Raw genomic sequence first — 18,475 nt, 5'->3', positions numbered from 1 at the left:
GACGCTCATCCGCCCGCTTCTACGCCATGGCTGCCCTCTCCTTTCCCGACGATTCAGCCGATCTCGAACTGCTGCATGGCATCGCGTCCGGCGATCGCGCGGCCCTGGCAGCACTGTACCGGGCGTACCACCGCCGGCTCTGCCAGTTTCTGACCCGCCTGACCCGCCGGTCCGACCTGATCGAAGAGGTCATCAACGATTGCTTCTGGATCGTCTGGCAAAAAGCGGGCAGTTTCCGTGAAGAGTCGAAAGTCTCCACTTGGATCATGGGCATCGCCTATCGCTGCGGGCTCAAGGCCCTGCGGCAGGCCGGGGGGACGGACATGCTCTCCATTGCGGACGACGATCTGGAAGTCCAGCCCAATCTGGCCACTGACCCCGGCGAAGCGAGAGAACTGCGCAACTGGCTGGACAAGGGCATGGAGCGGCTCTCGGTGGACCAGCGGCTGGTACTGGAACTAGCCTATGCCGGCGGGCATTCGCTGGAAGAAATCGCCGTCATCACCCAGTCACCCGTCGGAACCGTCAAAGCGCGCATGTTCCACGCGCGAGTGAAGCTGCGCAACTTGCTGCCGGCCTTGGCCACCCGCAGCACCGCTCAATAGGATTGCACCATGCCCTCCCGTTTTCCTGATTCCCCAAGCCAGGACCGCTCCCATCTACTGACCCAGGAGGCCCTGCCCTGGATCGTCAATGGCCGTGCCAGCGATGAACAGCGTGCGGAAGTGGAAAAGCACCTGGCACAGTGCGCCGACTGCCGGGACGAACTCCAGACGCAGCAGCAGGTGCAGGCCGCCATGGCATTGGCCCCCAGGCGCATGCCCGATGAACAGGCGGGCCTGGCCAAACTGCTGGAGCGCATCGAAATGGACGCCCTTTGCGATCAACCGCTACCTAAACCCATGGCAGGTGCACGCCGGCACGGTGGCCGGCTCACCTATGCACTGGCCACCTTCGCCGTTTTGCAAGCCGTTGCCTTGGCCTTCATGGGACATCGCTTGTCCGAACAGGAACCATCGGCGTTCCAGACATTGAGCAGCCCCCCAGCCCCGGGCATTGCGGCCGTTGGCCAGCCAAACGCCATCCGCGTCGTTCCCGATGGACGCATCACGCTGGCAGACTGGAAGGCGTTGCTGGATTCGCTGAACCTGCAGGTGGTCAGTGGTCCCAACGCGATGGGGGCTTATGCGGTGTCTGCGAAAGACATGCGCCAATCAAATACCCAGGCCCTGGAGCGGCTGCGGAGCACCCCGGGAATGCAGATGGTCGAACCCATCGGAGGCCCGCCATGACCACCCGTCTTCTGACTGCGGCCTTGCTGCTGGCATGCACACTGTCCGGTTGCAGCAGCGTGCCGGCGGACCCCCCTCCCGACGCTAGGACGCTGCAGCCCTCCGGTGAGGCGGGCATGCGTGCCGACAGCACCCGCTACATCATCGTGGCGGTTCCCAATCCGCTGGAACATGTACCGGGCCGCGCGGGCACCAGCCTTTCCAGCTACGGCGCCCCGCCGCGCTACACCATGGGCAACCGCGCGGCAAGGACAGTCCAGGCCATCGCCGTGGACTACGGCCTGCGGGAAGTGACTGCCTGGCCAATCCCGCCGATGAATGCGCACTGCGTGGTGTTCGAGATCAGCGCCACCGCGTCCCGCGACGCGCTGCTGCACGCGCTTTCGCGCGATGCCCGCGTGCAACTGGCGCAGCCCCTGCAGGACTTTTCGGTCAACGCAAGCCCCGAGCCGGAGACTTCAGCCGTGGCCTACAACGACCCCTACATGCCCTTGCAACAGGGCTTTGTGGACATGCAGGTGGCACGGGCGCACAAGCTCAGCACCGGCAAAGGAGCGCACATTGCCGTGATCGACACGGGCGCGCAGACGGAGCATCCGGAGTTGCGCGGGCAGATCGATGCCGCCTACAACCTCGTCGATGAAAATGCCGTGGGCTTTCAGCAAGATCAGCACGGTACCCAGGTCGCGGGCATCATCGCCGCGGCGGGCAACAACCTGCAGGGCATCGTCGGTGTCGCACCCGAGGCAAAGGTGAGCCTCTACAAAGCCTGCTGGTATCCGGCACATCAGCCAGCAGCCGGCGCACGCTGCAATTCGTTCACTCTCGCCAAGGCGCTCGTGGCCGTGATGTCGTCCGATGCGCGCACCATCAACATGAGCCTGGGAGGCCCTGAGGATCCGTTGCTCGGCACGCTGCTGGGCCAACTGGTCAAACAGGGCCGTGCGGTGGTCGCCGCGCTTCCGTCCAACGGAGAGCGCACGGGTTTTCCTGCCGGCGTGCCCGGCGTGATCGTCGTGGGAATGGCCGACAACGCCAATCTGGCGGCCAAGGGTGTTCTGGCTGCGCCCGGAAAAGACGTGCTCACGCTGCAGCCCCAGGGGCGTTACGACTTCGCCACAGGCTCTTCGATGGCTGCGGCCCACGTGAGCGGGATGATTGCATTGCTCCAATCCAGCGCCCCGCAACTCGACCTCACGACCATTAAGAACCTCCTGCTGGACAGCGAAAAAAGTGTGGGCAGGCCATGGATGGTCAATGCCGAGCGGGCGCTGGAATCCCTGCCGAACCAAGGCCAGCGGCTGGCAAAACGCTGACCAGCCACCGACCAGCCATTCATCTGCCAGAAACGCGCCCTGGCCAAAAGAAAACCCTCCAAATCCGGACAGGACTTCGAGGGTTTCCGCACCAGTAAGCCGATGCCTCTCGGCACCCGCCCAAGTGATTACATGTTGTCGATCATGACCTGGCCAAAGCCAGAGCAGCTCACTTGCGTCGCGCCTTCCATGAGACGGGCGAAGTCATAGGTGACCTTCTTGCTGGCGATCGACTTCTCGATGGACCGGATGATCAGGTCGGCAGCTTCCGTCCAGCCCATGTGACGCAGCATCATTTCGGCCGACAGGATTTCAGAGCCGGGATTCACATAGTCCTTGCCGGCATACTTCGGCGCGGTGCCGTGCGTGGCTTCGAACATCGCCACCGTATCGGACAGATTGGCGCCAGGAGCGATGCCAATGCCGCCCACCTGGGCCGCCAGCGCGTCAGAGATGTAGTCGCCGTTCAGGTTGAGCGTGGCCACCACGCTGTACTCGGCGGGGCGCAACAGGATCTGCTGCAGGAAGGCGTCCGCAATGCTGTCCTTGATGGTGATGTCCTTGCCCGTCTTGGAGTTCTTGAACTTCATCCAGGGGCCGCCGTCGATCAGCTCGGCACCGAATTCCTTTGCCGCCAGCGCGTAGGCCCAGTCACGGAAGCCACCTTCGGTGAACTTCATGATGTTGCCCTTGTGCACGATGGTCACGCTGGGCTTGTCATTGTCGATGGCATACTGGATCGCCTTGCGCACCAGTCGCTCGGTGCCTTGGCGGGACACGGGTTTGACACCAATGCCGGAAGTGTCGGGAAAACGGATTTTCTTGACGCCGAACTCTTCCTGCAGGATCTTGATGAGCTTTTTGGCCTTTTCGGACTCGGCTTCAAACTCGATCCCGGCGTAGATGTCTTCCGAGTTCTCGCGGAAAATCACCATGTTGGTCTTTTCGGGCTCCTTGACCGGCGAGGGCACGCCCTTGAAATACTGGATGGGGCGCAGACAGACATACAGGTCCAACTCCTGGCGCAGCGCGACGTTCAGCGAACGGATGCCACCGCCCACGGGCGTGGTCAACGGGCCCTTGATGGACACCACGTAGTCGCGCACGGCGTGCAGCGTCTCTTCCGGCAGCCACACGTCGGGGCCGTAGACCTTGGTTGACTTTTCGCCAGCGAACACTTCCATCCAATGGATCTTCTTCTTGCCACCATAGGCCTTTGCCACGGCAGCGTCCACGACCTTGAGCATCACGGGCGTGATATCGAAACCAGTGCCGTCGCCCTCGATGTACGGAATGATGGGCTGATCCGGCACGTTCAATGACATGTCGGCGTTGACGGTGATTTTCTGGCCTTCGGCTGGCACCTTGATGTGCTGGTAGCTGCTCATTGAACGGGTCTCTCCGGTGAAACGATGAAGGGGCTTCAGCTGGTTAGGCAAACGCGGTACAGCCAGCAATTCTAAGCCTTAAAAAAATCACATATTTCCTGTCAACGGCCCCCGTGACGGCGCCGTTGTGGAGGTGCTTCGCGGCACTTCGCGCGGCTCCCATCCGAACCTCTTCAAGGAATTGGCATATATGAAAAAACTCCTCGCTGTCCTGGTTGCTGGTCTGTTCGCCGCTGGTGCTTTTGCACAAGGCGCAACGCCAGCCGCACCGGCAACCCCCGCCGTGACTTCCGCCCCCAGCGCCGAGCCAGCCGCCCCCGCCCCCAAGGCGCACGCCAAGGCCAAGGCCAAGAAGCCGGCAGCCCACAAGGTCGCCCACAAAAAGGCCACCAAGAAGCACGCCAAGACGGCTGCCTAAAGAGTAAGCACCATCGTCGGCAAGGCCGTCAGCCCGCGCCGACGCCCTCCAAAAAAGCCCGCCTCCGCGGGCTTTTTTGCCTTTGGCTGCTACCCTTTCGATTCCCATTGCATTTATGGAAAGCCGGATGATGAAATCCTTTCTCGTGCGCGCGGTGGACGGCTCTGAAAAAGCCCTTGCCCCGCTTTTGGCTGCGCTCGTCCTCTCCGTCTGTACGGCGGCAGGCGCCCAGGAATCACCCCAGATGAACCTGCAGCGCGTTGAACTGGGTGCCGGCATGCACCGCATCGACGCGCAGGTCGCGGTGTCTCCACAAGAGCGGCAGATCGGCCTCATGCATCGCAAGGAGATGCCCCAGCAGGAAGGCATGCTGTTCGTGTTCGAAGCGCCTGCCGTCCAGTGCTTCTGGATGAAAAACACGATCCTGCCCTTGACCGCCGCTTTCGTCGCGGACGACGGCACCATCGTCAATCTGGCGGACATGAAGCCGCAGACCGAGGACTCTCACTGCTCGGAGAAGCCGGTGCGTTACGTGCTGGAAATGAACCAGGGCTGGTTCTCGAAAAAGGGAATCAAGGCGGGCTTCAAACTGTCCGGCACGCCCTTTGCCCGCCGCTGACCGGCGGAGCACGCCCGCAAGCCTGCCCTTACGGACAGGGGACATGCCAAAACAAAAACGGCCCAAAAGGGCCGTTTTCATTGGGCGCGGAACGCTCAGGCGAAGTTGCTTTCGGCAAATTTCCAGTTCACCAGTTTGTCGAAGAAGGTTTCGACGAACTTGGGGCGCAGGTTGCGGTAATCGATGTAGTACGCGTGCTCCCACACGTCGACCGTCAGCAGGGCCTTGTCGGCCGTGGTCAACGGGGTGCCGGCCGCGCCGGTGTTCACGATATCGACGCTGCCGTCGGCCTTCTTCACGAGCCACGTCCATCCAGAGCCGAAGTTGCCCACGGCACTCTTCACGAAAGCTTCCTTGAAGGCGGCATAGCTGCCCCACTTGGCGTTGATGGCATTGGCCAGGGCGCCGGACGGCTCGCCGCCGCCGCTGGGAGCCATGCAATTCCAGAAGAAAGTGTGGTTCCAGATCTGGGCTGCGTTGTTGTAGATGCCGCCACTGGACTTCTTCACGATTTCCTCAAGCGTCATGCTCTCGAATTCCGTGCCCTTTTGCAGATTGTTCAGGTTCACCACGTAGGCGTTGTGGTGCTTGCCGTGATGGTATTCCAGGGTTTCCTGGCTGTAGTGAGGCGCCAGTGCGTCGATCGCATAGGGCAACGGTGGCAGGGTATGTTCCATGGTGCAGTCCTTCGTGGGTTGAAATTCTTGGAATGGGACCGCTGCCCTCCAGGGGCTGGCGCGGTCCGAACGGGCATTGTAGAAAGTAATAGCAGCGCCTGCTGTAGGCGAGGGCCAATGGCAGAAAAAGCGCCCCAACCGCTCCATTCACAGCAACCGGCGCGGTGACACCTGCAGATCGATCTCACCATCGGTCACCGCCGCCCGGACGGCGTCGCCTGGCCGCACCTGGGCCACCTTCGTCACCGGCTGGCCTTGCGCATCGGTGAGCAGTGCATAGCCCCGCTGCAGGACGAGATGCGGATCCAGCAACTGCAGGCGCAGCGCCGCACGCTCCAGCCGTTCGGACTGGCGGCCTATTCGCCGCTGGAGCATTTGCGGCAACTGTGCCTCCAGCGCTTGCTGCTGCTGAGTCAGGCGCTGCATTTTCAGTAGCACACTGTGGCGCATGCGCTCCGCCAGCCGTGCCAGACGCGTCTGCTGGCGCGCCACCAGGCCGGAAGGCCGTCCCAGGCGCTGGGCCACCAGGTCCAGGCGTTGATGGCGCACATCGAACTGCGCCTGAACACCGTCCGACAAGCGATCGGCCAACAGATCGATGGCGCCCAGCCAGACGGCCCGTGGCTGGGAGATGAGTTCAGCGGCGGCGGTCGGCGTCGGTGCGCGCAGATCGGCGCAAAAATCGGCAATCGTGAAGTCGGTTTCGTGCCCGACACCGCAAACCAACGGCACCGGACTCTGGACGATGGTGCGAGCCAACTGCTCGTCATTGAATGCCCACAGGTCCTCCATGGACCCGCCGCCCCGCACCAGAAGGATGACATCGATGGTGCACGGGGGCTGGCGGGCCGCCGTGCCCTGCGCCCCGTTGCCCGCGTCCACCAGTGCGTAGAGCTTGGACAGCGCGGCCCGCATCGACGCCGGCGCATTGGCGCCCTGCACCAGCGCGGGCACCAGCGTGACCGGAATGTGCGGCACGCGCCGGCGCAGGGCGGTCACCACGTCGTGCAGGGCCGCCGCGCCCGGGGAAGTGACCAGGCCGATGCCACGTGGCATCAACGGCAAGGGCCGCTTTCGCGCGCTGTCGAAAAGCCCTTCGGCCTCCAGTTGCGACTTCAGCCGCAGGAACTGCTCGAACAAGGCACCCTGGCCGGCCCGCTGCATGCTTTCGACGATGAGCTGCAGATCGCCGCGCGCCTCGTACACCCCCAGGCGGCCGCGCAACTCGACCAGTTCCCCGTCCCGCGGAGCGAAGTCGAGCAACAGGGCGGCACGGCGGAACATGGCGCAGCGGATCTGGCCCTGGCCGTCCTTGATCGTGAAATAGCAATGCCCACTGGACGCGCGTGAAAAGCCCGTGATCTCGCCCTGCACGGCCACGGGATTGAACCGGGCCTCCAGGGTGTCAGCAATGGCGCGGCATAGCGCCCCAACCTGCCAGATACGTGGCGCCGTTGCGAGGTTCATGGCCTCAGACACCGATGGAGCAAGGGGTTGCAGGCCATTGCCAGGAGGCACTAGTCCACAGCGCGCGAGGATGGCTGATTGGCCCTGTACACAGGCGCCCATCCCCGCGCATCGCTAGCAGATACGTGCAACCCCTTGATTTCAAACGTTTTTTTTGGTGCGTTATTTTTCATCAATCTGTCAAATTCACGGGCTGGAGCCGCTTGGCGGGCCATCGCAGCCCGGTTGCCCACAAAGTTATCCACAGAAAATGTGGGTGACGACAGGGGATGGGAAGGCGCAGAACGGGCCGGGCCGGCCGGCTGTTTTTCGGCACGGACCACCGCATCAACTGGGCCATAATCGCGGATTGCTTCCATCTGCGCGGAGAGAGAATTGCTGTCGATCATACAAGCCGCAGGCTGGCCGATCTGGCCCTTGATAGCCTGCTCCGTCCTGGCGCTGGCACTCGTCGTGGAGCGCTTCATCGCCCTCAAAACCGCGCGGGTCGCACCTCCCAAGCTGCTGGATGAAGCGATCACCGTGTCTTCCCGCTCCGTTCCCACACCCGATGTGGTGAACCAGCTGGCGCAGAACTCCGCGTTGGGTGAGGTGCTGGCCAGCGGCCTGCGCACGCTCAACAGCAATCCGCAAAGCACCGAGGCCGACGTGCGCGCTGCGATGGAGAGTTCCGGCCGGGCCGTGGCGCACCGCCTCGAAAAATACCTCAGTGCGTTGGCCACCATCGCGTCCGCCGCCCCGTTGCTGGGCCTGCTGGGCACGGTGATCGGCATGATCGAGATATTTGGCTCCCAAGCGGGGGCCGGTCAGTCCGGCGGCGGCAACCCGGCCCAGTTGGCACAGGGCATTTCCATTGCGCTGTACAACACGGCGTTCGGCCTGATCGTGGCCATTCCGGCGCTGATCTTCTGGCGGTACTTCCGCAGCCGCGTGGACGCCTATCTGCTGACCCTCGAATTGGCCTCCGAGCAGTTCGTGCGGCACATCAGCCGGCTTCGCAAGTGAATCATGGCCCACACCACCCCATCGGCTGAACGGACATGAACTTTCGCTCCCGCCCCACCGAAGCGCCGGAAATCAACCTGATTCCGTTCATCGACGTGCTGCTCGTGGTGCTCATCTTCCTGATGCTGTCCACCACCTACAGCAAGTTCACCGAACTGCAACTGACCCTGCCCGTGGCCGATGCCGAGCAGCAGCGCGACCATCCCAAGGAAGTGATCGTGGCCGTCGCCGCGGATGGCCGCTATGCCATCAACAAGCTGGCGGTCGAGGGCAAGAGCGTGGACGTGGTGGCCCAGGCATTGGCCGCGTCGGCCAGCGCCGGCAAGGACAGCGTCGTCATCATCAGTGCCGACGCCAATTCGCCGCACCAGGCCGTGGTCACCGTCATGGAAGCCGCGCGCCGCGTGGGCCTGTCGCAGATCACCTTCGCCACCCAGTCCACGGCCAGCGCCGGCAAGTAGCCGCGATGGCTGCCGCCGGGCCGCAGCCGCCCTCTGCACCCTCTTCCACCGCCCCCCATACCCAGGCACCCACCCTGCAAGCGGCCTGGAAACGGCGTGGGCCGCTGGCTTGGGCGCTGTGGCCGTTGTCCTGTCTGTATCGGATCGCGGTAGCCATTCGGCGAGCGCTTTATCGGCTGGGCCTCCTGCGCGCCGAGCGCGTGGCGGTGCCGGTGATCGTCGTGGGCAACGTGATCGCCGGAGGGGCGGGCAAGACCCCGGTCACGCAGGCCATCGTGCGACATCTGGTGGCGCGCGGATGGCAGCCTGGCGTGGTGTCGCGCGGCTACGGGCGGTCCACCGACGACTGCCGCGAAGTGTGCACGGACAGCCGCGCGACCGAAGTGGGCGACGAGCCTTTGCTGATCGCGAAGCGCACGGGCGTTCCCGTGTTCGTGGCGCGGCACCGGGCGCAGGCGGCGCGCGCACTGCTGGCACAGCATCCCCGCACCGATGTGATCGTTTGCGACGACGGCCTGCAGCATCTGGCGCTGGCCCGCGACATTGAAATCTGCGTATTCAACGACGACGGCGTGGGCAACGGATTCCTCCTGCCGGCCGGACCGCTGCGCGAACCCTGGCCACGCCAGGTCGACTGCGTGCTCCATGCCGGACGGGCTCCGGCCGGCGCATCGCCGGCGTTCTCCCTGAGACGCTCGCTCGGGCCCGACGCCATGCGTGCGGACGGCAGCACCGTGCCCCTGGCGCAGTGGCGCGGCCAGCCCTTGCACGCCGTGGCCGCCATCGCCAGGCCACAGGAATTCTTTGCCATGCTGCGGGCAAGAGGACTCACGCTGCAGCGGACCACCGCCTTGCCTGATCACTATGATTTTGATAGCTGGAAAGACAATCAAAACACAGGCATGACGCTGGTTTGCACCGAAAAGGACGCCACCAAGCTGTGGCGACTCCACCCCCAGGCGCTGGCCGTGCCGCTGCACCTGGAAATCGACAGCGCTTTTTTCTCCCTGCTGGACGAGCGGTTGCGGGCTGCCGCACGCCGCTCGCTATCATCGCCCTCCGACTGACCCCGAAGCCACTACCGCCATGGATCCCAAACTGCTCGAACTGCTGGTCTGCCCCGTCACCAAGGGCTCGCTCACTTTCAACCGGGAGCGGCAGGAACTGGTGTCGCGCAGCGCCCGCCTGGCCTACCCGGTGCGCGACGGCATTCCGGTGCTGCTCGAAAACGAAGCACGCACCCTGACGGACGAGGAGCTGGAGGCGTGACCGCGCCCGCCACGCCCTTCACCATCCTGATACCGGCGCGGCTGGCCTCCACGCGGCTGCCCGACAAGCCGCTGGCCGACATCGCCGGGCTGCCCATGGTGGTGCGCGTGGCGCAACGCGCGGCGCAAAGCCAGGCCACGCGCGTCATCGTGGCGGCGGACGATGCCCGCATCCTCGCGGCCTGCCAGGCGCATGGCGTGCAGGCCCTGCTCACGCGGCCCGACCATCCGAGCGGCAGCGACCGCCTGGCCGAGGCCTGCGAACAGCTGGGTCTGGCAGGCGACGACATCGTGGTGAACGTGCAGGGCGACGAGCCGCTGATCGACCCCGCGCTGATCGATGCCGTGGCCGCCCTGCTGCCGGCCCGCACGGACGCCAGCATGGGGACCGCCGCCCATGCCATCGGCACGCTGGCCGACTACACCAACCCCCATGTCGTGAAGGTCGTGCTCGATGCGCGCGGTCTCGCGCACTACTTCAGCCGGGCGCCCATTCCGCATGCACGCGACCATGCCGGCGCTGCCTGGTGGACGCAGGGGCCCGATGGCGCGGCCACCGGCGTGCCGCCAGGGTATGCGCCGCTGCGCCACATCGGCCTCTACAGCTACCGCGCCGCATTCCTTCGGCAGTTTCCGGCCCTGCCGCCCGCGCCCACTGAAGCGGTCGAGGCACTGGAGCAGTTGCGGGCGCTGTGGCACGGCCACCGCATCGCCGTGCATGTGACCGCTTCGGCACCTGGCCCCGGCGTGGATACCCCCCAGGATCTGGAACGCGTGCGAGCGCTGTTTTCCTAGCGTTTTCAGAGTCCCCGCCGTGTCAGGAAAGCGCGTGGACCCGCGTGCTATCCTTGCCCGCGATCAGAGCGCCGCATCCCGGGCCGGAGGCAAGCCCGTGGCCAGTGGCGCCAGCCGAATTCAACACTTAGAGGACATCCATGAGACTGATTCTTTTGGGCGCACCCGGCGCCGGAAAGGGCACGCAGGCCGCATTCATTTGCCAGAAATACGGTATTCCGCAAATCTCCACCGGTGACATGCTGCGCGCCGCCGTCAAGGCAGGCACGCCGCTGGGGCAGCAGGCCAAGGCCGTCATGGATGCGGGGGCGCTGGTCAGCGACGACCTCATCATCAATCTCGTGAAAGAGCGCATCGCACAGCCCGACTGCACGTCCGGCTTCCTGTTCGACGGATTTCCCCGCACCATCCCGCAGGCCGACGCCATGAAGGCCGCGGGCGTCAAACTCGACTATGTGCTCGAGATCGACGTGCCCTTCGATGCCATCATCGAACGCATGAGCGGCCGCCGCTCTCACCCGGCCAGCGGTCGCACGTACCACGTCAAGTTCAACCCGCCCAAGGTGGAAGGCAAGGACGACGTGACCGGCGAAGACCTCATCCAGCGCGAAGACGACAAGGAGGCCACCGTCAAGAAACGCCTGGATGTGTACAGCGCCCAGACCCGTCCTCTGGTGGAGTACTACTCCAGCTGGGCCAAGGCCGATCCGGCCGGCGCTCCCAAATACCGCGCCATCAGCGGCACGGGCAGCGTGGAAGAGATCACCCAGCGTGCGCTGGCCGCACTGGCCGGCTGATTGCCGACTGAACCCGCACGGCACCTCGGCCGTGCCTGGAACGCCCCGCCCTCTGCGGGGCGTTGCCATTTCAGGGGCGACGAGGCCGGGCGAGCAGATCGAGCAGCAGGCTGATGCGGGCCTTCACCGGGCTCAACCCCTCCGAGTGGGGCAAGGCGTCCCCCGGCTTGGGCAGCACCCGGCCCAGCGGGCAGCGGGTGGCCACGCGCACTTCCACACCGCTCTCGTGCGCGCGCTCCAGCGCCTTGGCCAGGGCATGGTGCAGCGTGCCGTTGCCCGTCGCCGCCACCACGAGGCCATCCACGCCGTCGAGCACCAGCAGATCGACGATGCGGCCGTCGGCGCCGACATGGTTCATGAGCACCTCCACCCGCGGCCACAGGTAAGTGTTGGCGATGTGGTGAAGCGCATCCAATCGCGGAACCGAAGGGGCCGGCCAGCCATGGGTCAGGCGAACCGCGCCCTCCTCCACCCAGCCCAGCGGCCCGGCGTCTCCTGAACTGAAGGCATCCACGCGATAGGGGTGCACTTTCTGCACGTCGCGCGCGGTGTGGATCGTGCCTGCCACTACCGCCAGCACCCCGCGCGCCCCGGGCGTGGCCGCTACCGCCACCGCATCGAGCAGATTCTGCGGACCGTCCGGCGCGATCGCCGTTGCCGGCCGCATGGCGCAGGCCAGCACCACGGGGCGTTCGGCAGTGTCCAGGACCGAGTCCAGGAACCACGCCGTCTCCTCCAGCGTGTCGGTGCCGTGCGTGACCACCACCCCGCGCACATCGGGATCGGCCAGCAACTGCGTGCATCGGTGGGCCAGTTGCCGCCATACGGCGAAATCCATGTCCTTGCTGTCGATCTGCGCGATCTGCTCGGCTTCGATCCGGCCACGGGCCGCCTGCGCCAATCCAGGAATCGCCTCCAGCAACTGCCCTACGCTCACCTGCCCGGCGGTATAGCCGATGTTGTCTCCGGCCTTGGCGGCCTTGCCCGCGATGGTTCCGCCGGTGCCCAGCACCACGATTTTTCCTGTGCCCACTTGCACGCTCCAAAAAACTGGTTAAAAATACAGTGACTGGATTAAAAAACAGGCCTCTCCCTGCCTATCCGTTCAGCACCGGAGTCACTCATGTTCGACAGTCCCAAGCTCACCGCCCGCCAGCAACAGATCCTCGATCTGATCCAGACCGCCATCTCCCGCACCGGCGCGCCCCCCACCCGGGCGGAAATCGCCGCCGAGTTCGGCTTCAAGTCCGCCAATGCGGCCGAAGAGCACCTGCAAGCCCTGGCCCGCAAGGGCGTCATCGAACTGGTCAGCGGCACGTCGCGCGGCATCCGGCTGCGCAGCGACACGGTGCGCTCCATCAATGCCGCCCGCGGCACCCAGTTCAACCTGCCCATTCCGGGCCTGTCGCAGCTGTCGCTTCCCCTGGTGGGGCGGGTGGCTGCAGGGTCGCCCATTCTCGCGCAGGAACACGTCGACCAAACCTACAGCGTGGAGGGCAGCCTGTTCCAGCACAAGCCGGATTACCTGCTCAAGGTGCGCGGCATGTCCATGCGCGATGCGGGCATCATGGACGGCGACCTGCTCGCCGTGCAATCCACCCGCGAGGCGCGCAACGGCCAGATCATCGTGGCCCGGCTGGGCGACGACGTCACCGTCAAGCGCCTGCGCCGGACGGCCACCGCCATCGAGCTGCTGCCCGAAAACCCCGACTACCCCGTCATCACCGTGCATCCGGGCGAGCCTTTCGAAATCGAAGGGCTCGCAGTGGGCCTGATCCGCAACACCATGCTGATGTAGCCCGCTGCACACCGCCGCAGGTGGCGGGCGTCTGGCGGCCAGGGGCAAGAAGCCCTGGTCAGCCAACCCTGCGGCAGTGTGTTTTTCCTCGGCAATCCTGCCTGTGTTCAACCCCCTCGCACTTCGCTGGAGTTTTCACATGGGATTTGCCCTGCTCGCTTTTTCTTCTTTTTCGCAACCGCTGAATGCTTTGGCGCGGTGGCTGCGCGCGCCCGCCTGCCGCCCTCCGCGCCAGGACCGCAGGGCCGTCGCAGGCCAGCCAGGCGGCGGCGCCAGCGGCAGAGGCACGGTGCATGCCGTGGCCCCGGGCCTCCATGCCGACGCCATCAGCCCGTCCGCCACGCGGCCGGCTGCCATCGAACCACTGCCATGCACCGCCTTGGAAAGTGCGGCGGCAGAGGGCCTGCCGTGTCCTCCAGCGCTCGCCCCCCTGCCACGGCGCTTCGTGGTGGTTCGGCCGCGGCAGGCACCGCCCGAGCAGCCCGTTTCAGCATGGTCCCCCACACTGGCGGTAACCCCGTCTGCACGGTCATGGCCCAGCACCAGCGCCAATGACAGTGGGGCATTTGCGGGTTGCAGCCGCCCCAGGCCTGCTGCGCGCCCGCTGCGCGTGCTGGATCGCCGCGGCCCCGGTGCGGCGGCGCGCTTGCTGATCTCCGGCCGCATGGCCGATGTGTGCGCGGAACTGGACCGCCTCGTGCGGGCCGAGGCGGCCTTGCAGACGCCCCATTGAGGCCGCACATCCCAGCCGCAATGAAAGCCCGGCAACCCTGAAGCACCCGGAGGTGCCTGGTGGGTGCCTGGTGGGGGTTCGGGGGAAGCCGCTACGCGATGAATGGGGCCGAGCAGGGTTGGGCGAGTCATCCACCATGGGTCCCCGTGCCCCGCCGCCCACCGTACCGATGTCGATGCGAAGCGCCGCGCAGCCTGGCTGCCGGCCTCAACTGTTGAGTTGCGCCCAGAGCTTGTCCAACCGCTTCACGCTCACCGGCTGCGGGGTTCGCAGCTCCTGGGCGAAAAAGCTCACCCGCAACTCTTCCAGCAGCCAGCGCAGCTCCTGCATGCGCGCATCCACCGCGCCCTTGCGTTCGGCCACCAGGCGCCAGTAGCGCTGCTCCTGCGGGCGCAGTTCGGCCAGCTTGGTGGCGTCGCGCGCCGGATCGGCGCGGTATTTGTCCAGCCGCAGCGTGATCGCCTTGAGGTAGCGGGCAAAGTGCGCCAGTTGCGCCCACGGTGCCGCGGCCAGGAACGCCTTGGGCATGAGGCGCTGCAACTGCTGCTGCGCGTCCTGCACGGCTTCGGGTGCGTTCTTGGTGTCCTTGATCTTGCGCGCCGCGGCGGCGTACTCCAGCAAGATCGTGCCGGCGAGCCGCGCGACCTCGTTGGCGATCAGGGTCAGCCGGCCGCGTCCCTCGTCCACCCGGCGCTTGAACGCGGCCTCATCGGTGGGCAACGGGTCGAGCAGGAAGGCCCGGTCCAGCGCCACGTCGATGATCTGGCTGCGCAGTTCTTCCTGCGTGCCCAGCGGCATGTAGGCCACGGCCATCTTCTGCAGGTCGGGAATGTTCTTTTCCAGGTACTTGAGCGCGTCCTTGATCTGCAGCGCGAACAGGCGGCGCAGGCCCGCACGGTGCCGGGCGGCGGCCAGTTCGGGCTCGTCGAACACCTCGATGGTGACGGCATCGCCACCGTCGATGAGCGCGGGAAAGCCGATCAGCGTCTGGCCGCCCTTGCGGATTTCCATCAGCTCGGGCAGCTCGCCAAAGGTCCATGCGGTGTGGCGCTGGCCGGCGGGCGCCTGCCGGGCCGAAGCGGCGGCTGGCGAGGAAGCGGCCGGCGCCGTCACCGCCGCAGGGCCGCGGCGCCCCGCTGCAGCGGGAGGCGCTTCACTTTTGATAGCAGAATGCCCTAGTACTTCTTGCGCTGGAGCCTGTTTTTCTTCAAAACCCTTGGCATCGCCGCCCAGCTTGAGCCCCGCCAGGGCCTGGAAGGCGCCGCGCGCCTTCGCACCCCATTCGGCCTTGAGGGCACCCAGGTTGCGCCCATGACCGAGCTGGCGCCCGTGTTCATCCACCACGCGGAAGTTCATGAACAGGTGCGGGCTCAGCATGTCGAGCTTGAAATCGGCCCGCTTGACGTCGAGCGAGGTCTCATCGCGCACCTGCTTGAGCAGCACCTCGACCAGGCTGCCGTGGCCGAAGCGTTCGGGCGTGCCGAGCAGCCCGGCCAGCCGGGTTGCGCTGTCGGGCAGCGGCACGAACCGGCTGCGGGGGCGCTGCGGCAGGCTCTTGAGCAGGGCCTGGATCTTGGGCTGCAGCATGCCGGGCACCAGCCATTCGCAGCGCTCGTCGCTCACCTGGTTGAGCACGAACAGCGGCACGGTGACCGTGATGCCGTCGCGCGCATCGCCCGGCTCGTGCAGGTAGCTCGCGGCGCAATCCACGCCGCCCAGCCGCACCGTGCGCGGGAAGGCATTGCCGGTGATGCCCGCGGCCTCGTGGCGCATGAGTTCTTCGCGCGTCAGCTTGAGCAGGTCGGGGTTCGACGCGCTCGCCTCGCGGTACCACGCCTCGAAGCTGTACCCGCTGCACACGTCGGCCGGCAACTGCTGGTCGTAGAAGGCATAGATCAGCTCGTCGTCCACCAGCACGTCCTGTCGGCGCGACTTGTGTTCGAGCTCTTCGACCTTGGCGATGAGCTTGTGGTTGGCGGCCAGAAAAGGCAGACGGGTTTCCCACTGCCCGCCGATCAGCGCCTCGCGGATGAAGATGTCGCGCGCCGCATAAGGGTCCACCTTGCCGAAGTTCACCCGCCGGTTGTTGTAGATGACGATGCCATACAGCGTGGCGCGCTCCAGCGCGTTGACCTCGGCCGCCTTCTTTTCCCAATGCGGGTCGAGCAGCTGCTTCTTGAGCAGGTGCCCGCCCAATTGCTCGATCCACTGCGGCTCGATGGCCGCGATGCCCCGGCCGAAGAGGCGCGTGGTCTCCACCAGCTCGGCCGCGACGATCCAGCGCCCGGGCTTCTTGGACAGGTGCGCGCCCGGGTGCTTGTAGAACTTGATGCCGCGTGCGCCCAGGTACCAGTCGTCCTCGTCGCTCTTGACGCCGATGTTGCCCAACAACCCGGCCAGCATGGACAGGTGGATCTGCTCGTAGCTGGCAGGGCGGTCGTTGATGCGCCAGCGGTGTTCGGTCACCACGGTCAGCAATTGCGTGTGGATGTCGCGCCACTCGCGCAGTCGGCGCACGCTGATGAAGTTCTGGCGCAACAGCGATTCGTACTGGCGGTTGCTGAGCTTGTGGGTGGGCGCAGCCGCTGCGGCCTCGGTGGCCGCCGGCGGAGCCACGGCCGCCGCGGCCATGCGCTGTGCCACGGGCAGCACGGCCTGCGATGGCGCGCCCTTGCGCGCGGCCTGCTTCTGCATGCGCGCCGACGGCAGGGTGGGCGCGCCACCGCGCGCTTCGTTGATCCACTTCCACAGCTTGAGGTAGCCGCTGAACTCGCTCTTTTCGTCGTCGAACTTGGCGTGGGCCTGATCAGCCTGCTGCTGCGCATCCATGGGGCGGTCGCGCACGTCCTGCACGCTCAGGGCGCTGGCGATGATGAGCACCTCGTCCAGCGCCTGGCGCTCGCGCGCCTCCAGGATCATGCGGCCCACGCGCGGGTCGAGCGGCAGGCGCGACAGCTCCTGGCCCATCGGCGTGAGTTCGTTGGAGTCGTCCACCGCACCCAGCTCGCCCAGCAACTGGTAGCCGTCAGCGATCGCACGGCCCGAAGGCGCCTCGATGAAAGGGAACTGCGCCACGTCGCCCAGGTGCAGCGACTTCATGCGCAGGATGACGCCGGCCAGCGAGGACCGCAAAATTTCTGGGTCGGTGAACCGGGGCCGGCCGTTGAAGTCGGCCTCGTCGTAGAGCCGGATGCAGATGCCGTTGGCCACGCGGCCGCAGCGGCCCGCGCGCTGGTTGGCGGCGGCCTGGCTGACGGGCTCGACCATCAGCTGTTCCACCTTGCTGCGGAAGCTGTAGCGCTTCACGCGCGCGGTGCCGGCGTCAATCACGTAGCGGACGCCGGGCACGGTGAGCGAGGTCTCGGCCACGTTGGTGGCCAGCACGATGCGCCGGCCCGTGTGCCCGTCGAAGATGCGGTCCTGCTCGGCCTGCGACAGCCGCGCGAACAGGGGCAGCACCTCGGCATTGCGCATCACCGGCTGGTGCGCCAGGTGCTTGCGCAGGTGGTCGGCGGCCTCGCGGATCTCGCGCTCGCCGGGCAGGAAGACGAGGATGTCGCCGCCCGCGTTGCCGGCCCACAGCTCGTCCACGCCGTCGGCGATGGCTTCGTTCAGGCCGTAGTCGCGCGACTCTTCGAATGGACGCCAGCGTTGCTCGACCGGAAAGGTCCGGCCCGACACATAGATGATCGGCGCGGGAATCAACTCCGCGCCCTGCGGCCCGGCTGCCTGCGCCGCATCGCCCTGCGGCCCCTCGCCGGACCTGGAGCGGCCGGTCAGGCGCCGCGGCAGCGCAAAGTGCTTGGCAAAGCGGTCGGCATCGATGGTGGCCGAGGTGACGACCACCTTCAGGTCGGGCCGGCGCGGCAGGATCTGCCGCAGGTAGCCCAGCAGGAAGTCGATGTTCAGGCTGCGCTCGTGCGCCTCGTCGATGATGAGCGTGTCGTAGGCCTTGAGCAGCGGGTCGGTCTGGGTCTCCGCCAGCAGGATGCCGTCCGTCATGAGCTTGACCGAGGCGTCGCGCGACAGCCGGTCCTGGAACCGCACCTTGTAGCCCACCACGTCGCCCAGTGGGGTCTGCAGCTCTTCGGCGATGCGCTTGGCCACGCTGCTGGCGGCGATGCGGCGCGGCTGCGTGTGGCCGATGAGCTGGCCTTTCTGTCCCGGCGCGGCGTTGCATTTGCCGCGCCCCAGTGCCAGCGCGATCTTGGGCAGTTGTGTGGTCTTGCCCGAGCCGGTCTCCCCGCACACGATGATGACCTGGTGCTCCCGCATCGCCGCCATGATTTCGTCGCGCCGCGCCGAGACGGGCAGCGACGGCGGGAAGGTGATGCGCAACGGCGCGCTGGGCGCCCCGGCGGCGGAGGAAGAAGGGGAAGAAGAGGAAGGCGCGGATTCGGTCATGAAGGGCTGCATTATCCGAGCCCGCCGTTGGCCCTGC

General features: G+C 66.1%; 19 protein-coding genes. 13 read left to right on the top strand and 6 right to left on the bottom strand.

Annotated features, from left to right (window positions below):
• Positions 1–26: 26 nt before the first annotated feature.
• The 3 genes from AC27IO_RS03260 to AC27IO_RS03250 are packed head-to-tail and all read left to right on the top strand — an operon-like array spanning position 27 to position 2,608.
• Positions 27–605 (top strand): RNA polymerase sigma factor, encoded by a 579-nt coding sequence (locus AC27IO_RS03260; protein ID WP_498737268.1) that lies wholly within the window; start codon positions 27–29, stop codon positions 603–605.
• 9 nt (positions 606–614) lie between these two features.
• Positions 615–1,292, top strand: coding sequence for an anti-sigma factor family protein (locus AC27IO_RS03255; RefSeq protein ID WP_498737266.1), 678 nt, complete (start codon positions 615–617; stop codon positions 1,290–1,292).
• On the top strand, positions 1,289–2,608 hold the full coding sequence (locus tag AC27IO_RS03250; protein ID WP_498737264.1) for a S8 family serine peptidase: 1,320 nt from the start codon (positions 1,289–1,291) through the stop codon (positions 2,606–2,608). Before AC27IO_RS03255 ends, AC27IO_RS03250 begins: the two co-directional genes overlap by 4 nt.
• Before the next feature lie 128 nt (positions 2,609–2,736).
• Here AC27IO_RS03250 and icd read toward each other — a convergent pair whose 3' ends face one another.
• On the bottom strand, positions 2,737–3,996 hold the full coding sequence (gene icd, locus AC27IO_RS03245; protein ID WP_498737262.1) for an NADP-dependent isocitrate dehydrogenase: 1,260 nt from the start codon (positions 3,994–3,996) through the stop codon (positions 2,737–2,739).
• Positions 3,997–4,279: 283 nt separating this feature from the next.
• On the opposite strand from icd, the gene AC27IO_RS03240 reads away from it, so the two are divergent.
• Together AC27IO_RS03240 and AC27IO_RS03235 are read left to right on the top strand one after the other, a co-directional pair.
• Positions 4,280–4,414 (top strand): hypothetical protein, encoded by a 135-nt coding sequence (locus tag AC27IO_RS03240; RefSeq protein ID WP_372588240.1) that lies wholly within the window; start codon positions 4,280–4,282, stop codon positions 4,412–4,414.
• A 130-nt stretch (positions 4,415–4,544) separates the two neighbouring features.
• Entirely contained in the window at positions 4,545–5,033 is a 489-nt protein-coding gene (locus tag AC27IO_RS03235; protein WP_498737299.1) for a DUF192 domain-containing protein, read from the top strand.
• 95 nt (positions 5,034–5,128) lie between these two features.
• Here AC27IO_RS03235 and AC27IO_RS03230 read toward each other — a convergent pair whose 3' ends face one another.
• The 3 genes from AC27IO_RS03230 to AC27IO_RS03220 all read right to left on the bottom strand — a co-directional run bounded on the left by AC27IO_RS03230 (position 5,129) and on the right by AC27IO_RS03220 (position 7,566).
• The gene (locus AC27IO_RS03230; RefSeq protein ID WP_272569080.1) at positions 5,129–5,710 is read right to left on the bottom strand and encodes a superoxide dismutase; all 582 of its coding nucleotides are present in this window, start codon (positions 5,708–5,710) and stop codon (positions 5,129–5,131) included.
• A 147-nt stretch (positions 5,711–5,857) separates the two neighbouring features.
• Positions 5,858–7,177 carry an exodeoxyribonuclease VII large subunit gene (xseA, locus tag AC27IO_RS03225; protein WP_498737259.1) on the bottom strand — a complete coding sequence of 440 codons (1,320 nt, stop codon included), beginning with the start codon at positions 7,175–7,177 and terminating at the stop codon, positions 5,858–5,860.
• Positions 7,178–7,227: 50 nt separating this feature from the next.
• Positions 7,228–7,566 (bottom strand): hypothetical protein, encoded by a 339-nt coding sequence (locus AC27IO_RS03220; protein ID WP_498737258.1) that lies wholly within the window; start codon positions 7,564–7,566, stop codon positions 7,228–7,230.
• Here AC27IO_RS03220 and AC27IO_RS03215 point away from each other — a divergent pair.
• The 6 genes from AC27IO_RS03215 to adk all read left to right on the top strand — a co-directional run bounded on the left by AC27IO_RS03215 (position 7,553) and on the right by adk (position 11,503).
• Positions 7,553–8,182, top strand: coding sequence for a MotA/TolQ/ExbB proton channel family protein (locus AC27IO_RS03215; protein ID WP_272569077.1), 630 nt, complete (start codon positions 7,553–7,555; stop codon positions 8,180–8,182). The genes AC27IO_RS03220 and AC27IO_RS03215 overlap by 14 nt on opposite strands.
• Before the next feature lie 35 nt (positions 8,183–8,217).
• Complete coding sequence (locus AC27IO_RS03210) at positions 8,218–8,643, top strand: ExbD/TolR family protein (protein WP_487112808.1); 426 nt, start codon at positions 8,218–8,220, stop codon at positions 8,641–8,643.
• Positions 8,644–8,648: 5 nt separating this feature from the next.
• Positions 8,649–9,710: a tetraacyldisaccharide 4'-kinase gene (lpxK, locus tag AC27IO_RS03205; protein WP_487112806.1), complete on the top strand. Its 1,062-nt coding sequence runs from the start codon at positions 8,649–8,651 to the stop codon at positions 9,708–9,710.
• A 19-nt stretch (positions 9,711–9,729) separates the two neighbouring features.
• Positions 9,730–9,912 carry a Trm112 family protein gene (locus tag AC27IO_RS03200; protein ID WP_272547767.1) on the top strand — a complete coding sequence of 61 codons (183 nt, stop codon included), beginning with the start codon at positions 9,730–9,732 and terminating at the stop codon, positions 9,910–9,912.
• Positions 9,909–10,706, top strand: a complete 798-nt coding sequence (gene kdsB / locus AC27IO_RS03195) for a 3-deoxy-manno-octulosonate cytidylyltransferase (protein WP_284412923.1) — start codon at positions 9,909–9,911, stop codon at positions 10,704–10,706. The genes AC27IO_RS03200 and kdsB overlap by 4 nt, the downstream gene beginning before the upstream one ends.
• Before the next feature lie 140 nt (positions 10,707–10,846).
• Positions 10,847–11,503 carry an adenylate kinase gene (gene adk, locus AC27IO_RS03190; protein ID WP_284412921.1) on the top strand — a complete coding sequence of 219 codons (657 nt, stop codon included), beginning with the start codon at positions 10,847–10,849 and terminating at the stop codon, positions 11,501–11,503.
• 70 nt (positions 11,504–11,573) lie between these two features.
• Here the strand turns inward: adk and AC27IO_RS03185 are convergent, their stop codons facing one another.
• The gene (locus AC27IO_RS03185; protein ID WP_284428474.1) at positions 11,574–12,542 is read right to left on the bottom strand and encodes an asparaginase; all 969 of its coding nucleotides are present in this window, start codon (positions 12,540–12,542) and stop codon (positions 11,574–11,576) included.
• 84 nt (positions 12,543–12,626) lie between these two features.
• Here AC27IO_RS03185 and lexA point away from each other — a divergent pair, with 84 nt between their 5' ends.
• Positions 12,627–13,301: a transcriptional repressor LexA gene (gene lexA, locus AC27IO_RS03180; protein ID WP_284401200.1), complete on the top strand. Its 675-nt coding sequence runs from the start codon at positions 12,627–12,629 to the stop codon at positions 13,299–13,301.
• 610 nt (positions 13,302–13,911) lie between these two features.
• Positions 13,912–14,034: a hypothetical protein gene (locus AC27IO_RS03175; protein WP_498737253.1), complete on the top strand. Its 123-nt coding sequence runs from the start codon at positions 13,912–13,914 to the stop codon at positions 14,032–14,034.
• 207 nt (positions 14,035–14,241) lie between these two features.
• Here the strand turns inward: AC27IO_RS03175 and hrpA are convergent, their stop codons facing one another.
• The gene (gene hrpA / locus AC27IO_RS03170; protein ID WP_498737251.1) at positions 14,242–18,438 is read right to left on the bottom strand and encodes an ATP-dependent RNA helicase HrpA; all 4,197 of its coding nucleotides are present in this window, start codon (positions 18,436–18,438) and stop codon (positions 14,242–14,244) included.
• Positions 18,439–18,475: the final 37 nt, after the last annotated feature.

The organism is Acidovorax sp. KNOB132, assembly GCF_057541515.1.
This window is presented reverse-complemented; position numbering and strand designations above follow the sequence as displayed.

Bases quoted from the DNA above. Each gene is read 5' to 3' on its own strand.
- AC27IO_RS03260 (WP_498737268.1), top strand. From the start codon at position 27: ATGGCTGCCCTCTCCTTTCCCGACGATTCAGCCGATCTCGAACTGCTG.
- AC27IO_RS03255 (WP_498737266.1), top strand. From the start codon at position 615: ATGCCCTCCCGTTTTCCTGATTCCCCAAGCCAGGACCGCTCCCATCTA.
- AC27IO_RS03250 (WP_498737264.1), top strand. From the start codon at position 1,289: ATGACCACCCGTCTTCTGACTGCGGCCTTGCTGCTGGCATGCACACTG.
- icd (WP_498737262.1), bottom strand. From the start codon at position 3,996: ATGAGCAGCTACCAGCACATCAAGGTGCCAGCCGAAGGCCAGAAAATC.
- AC27IO_RS03235 (WP_498737299.1), top strand. From the start codon at position 4,545: ATGAAATCCTTTCTCGTGCGCGCGGTGGACGGCTCTGAAAAAGCCCTT.
- AC27IO_RS03230 (WP_272569080.1), bottom strand. From the start codon at position 5,710: ATGGAACATACCCTGCCACCGTTGCCCTATGCGATCGACGCACTGGCG.
- xseA (WP_498737259.1), bottom strand. From the start codon at position 7,177: ATGAACCTCGCAACGGCGCCACGTATCTGGCAGGTTGGGGCGCTATGC.
- AC27IO_RS03220 (WP_498737258.1), bottom strand. From the start codon at position 7,566: ATGATCGACAGCAATTCTCTCTCCGCGCAGATGGAAGCAATCCGCGAT.
- AC27IO_RS03210 (WP_487112808.1), top strand. From the start codon at position 8,218: ATGAACTTTCGCTCCCGCCCCACCGAAGCGCCGGAAATCAACCTGATT.
- lpxK (WP_487112806.1), top strand. From the start codon at position 8,649: ATGGCTGCCGCCGGGCCGCAGCCGCCCTCTGCACCCTCTTCCACCGCC.
- AC27IO_RS03200 (WP_272547767.1), top strand. From the start codon at position 9,730: ATGGATCCCAAACTGCTCGAACTGCTGGTCTGCCCCGTCACCAAGGGC.
- adk (WP_284412921.1), top strand. From the start codon at position 10,847: ATGAGACTGATTCTTTTGGGCGCACCCGGCGCCGGAAAGGGCACGCAG.
- lexA (WP_284401200.1), top strand. From the start codon at position 12,627: ATGTTCGACAGTCCCAAGCTCACCGCCCGCCAGCAACAGATCCTCGAT.
- hrpA (WP_498737251.1), bottom strand. From the start codon at position 18,438: ATGACCGAATCCGCGCCTTCCTCTTCTTCCCCTTCTTCCTCCGCCGCC.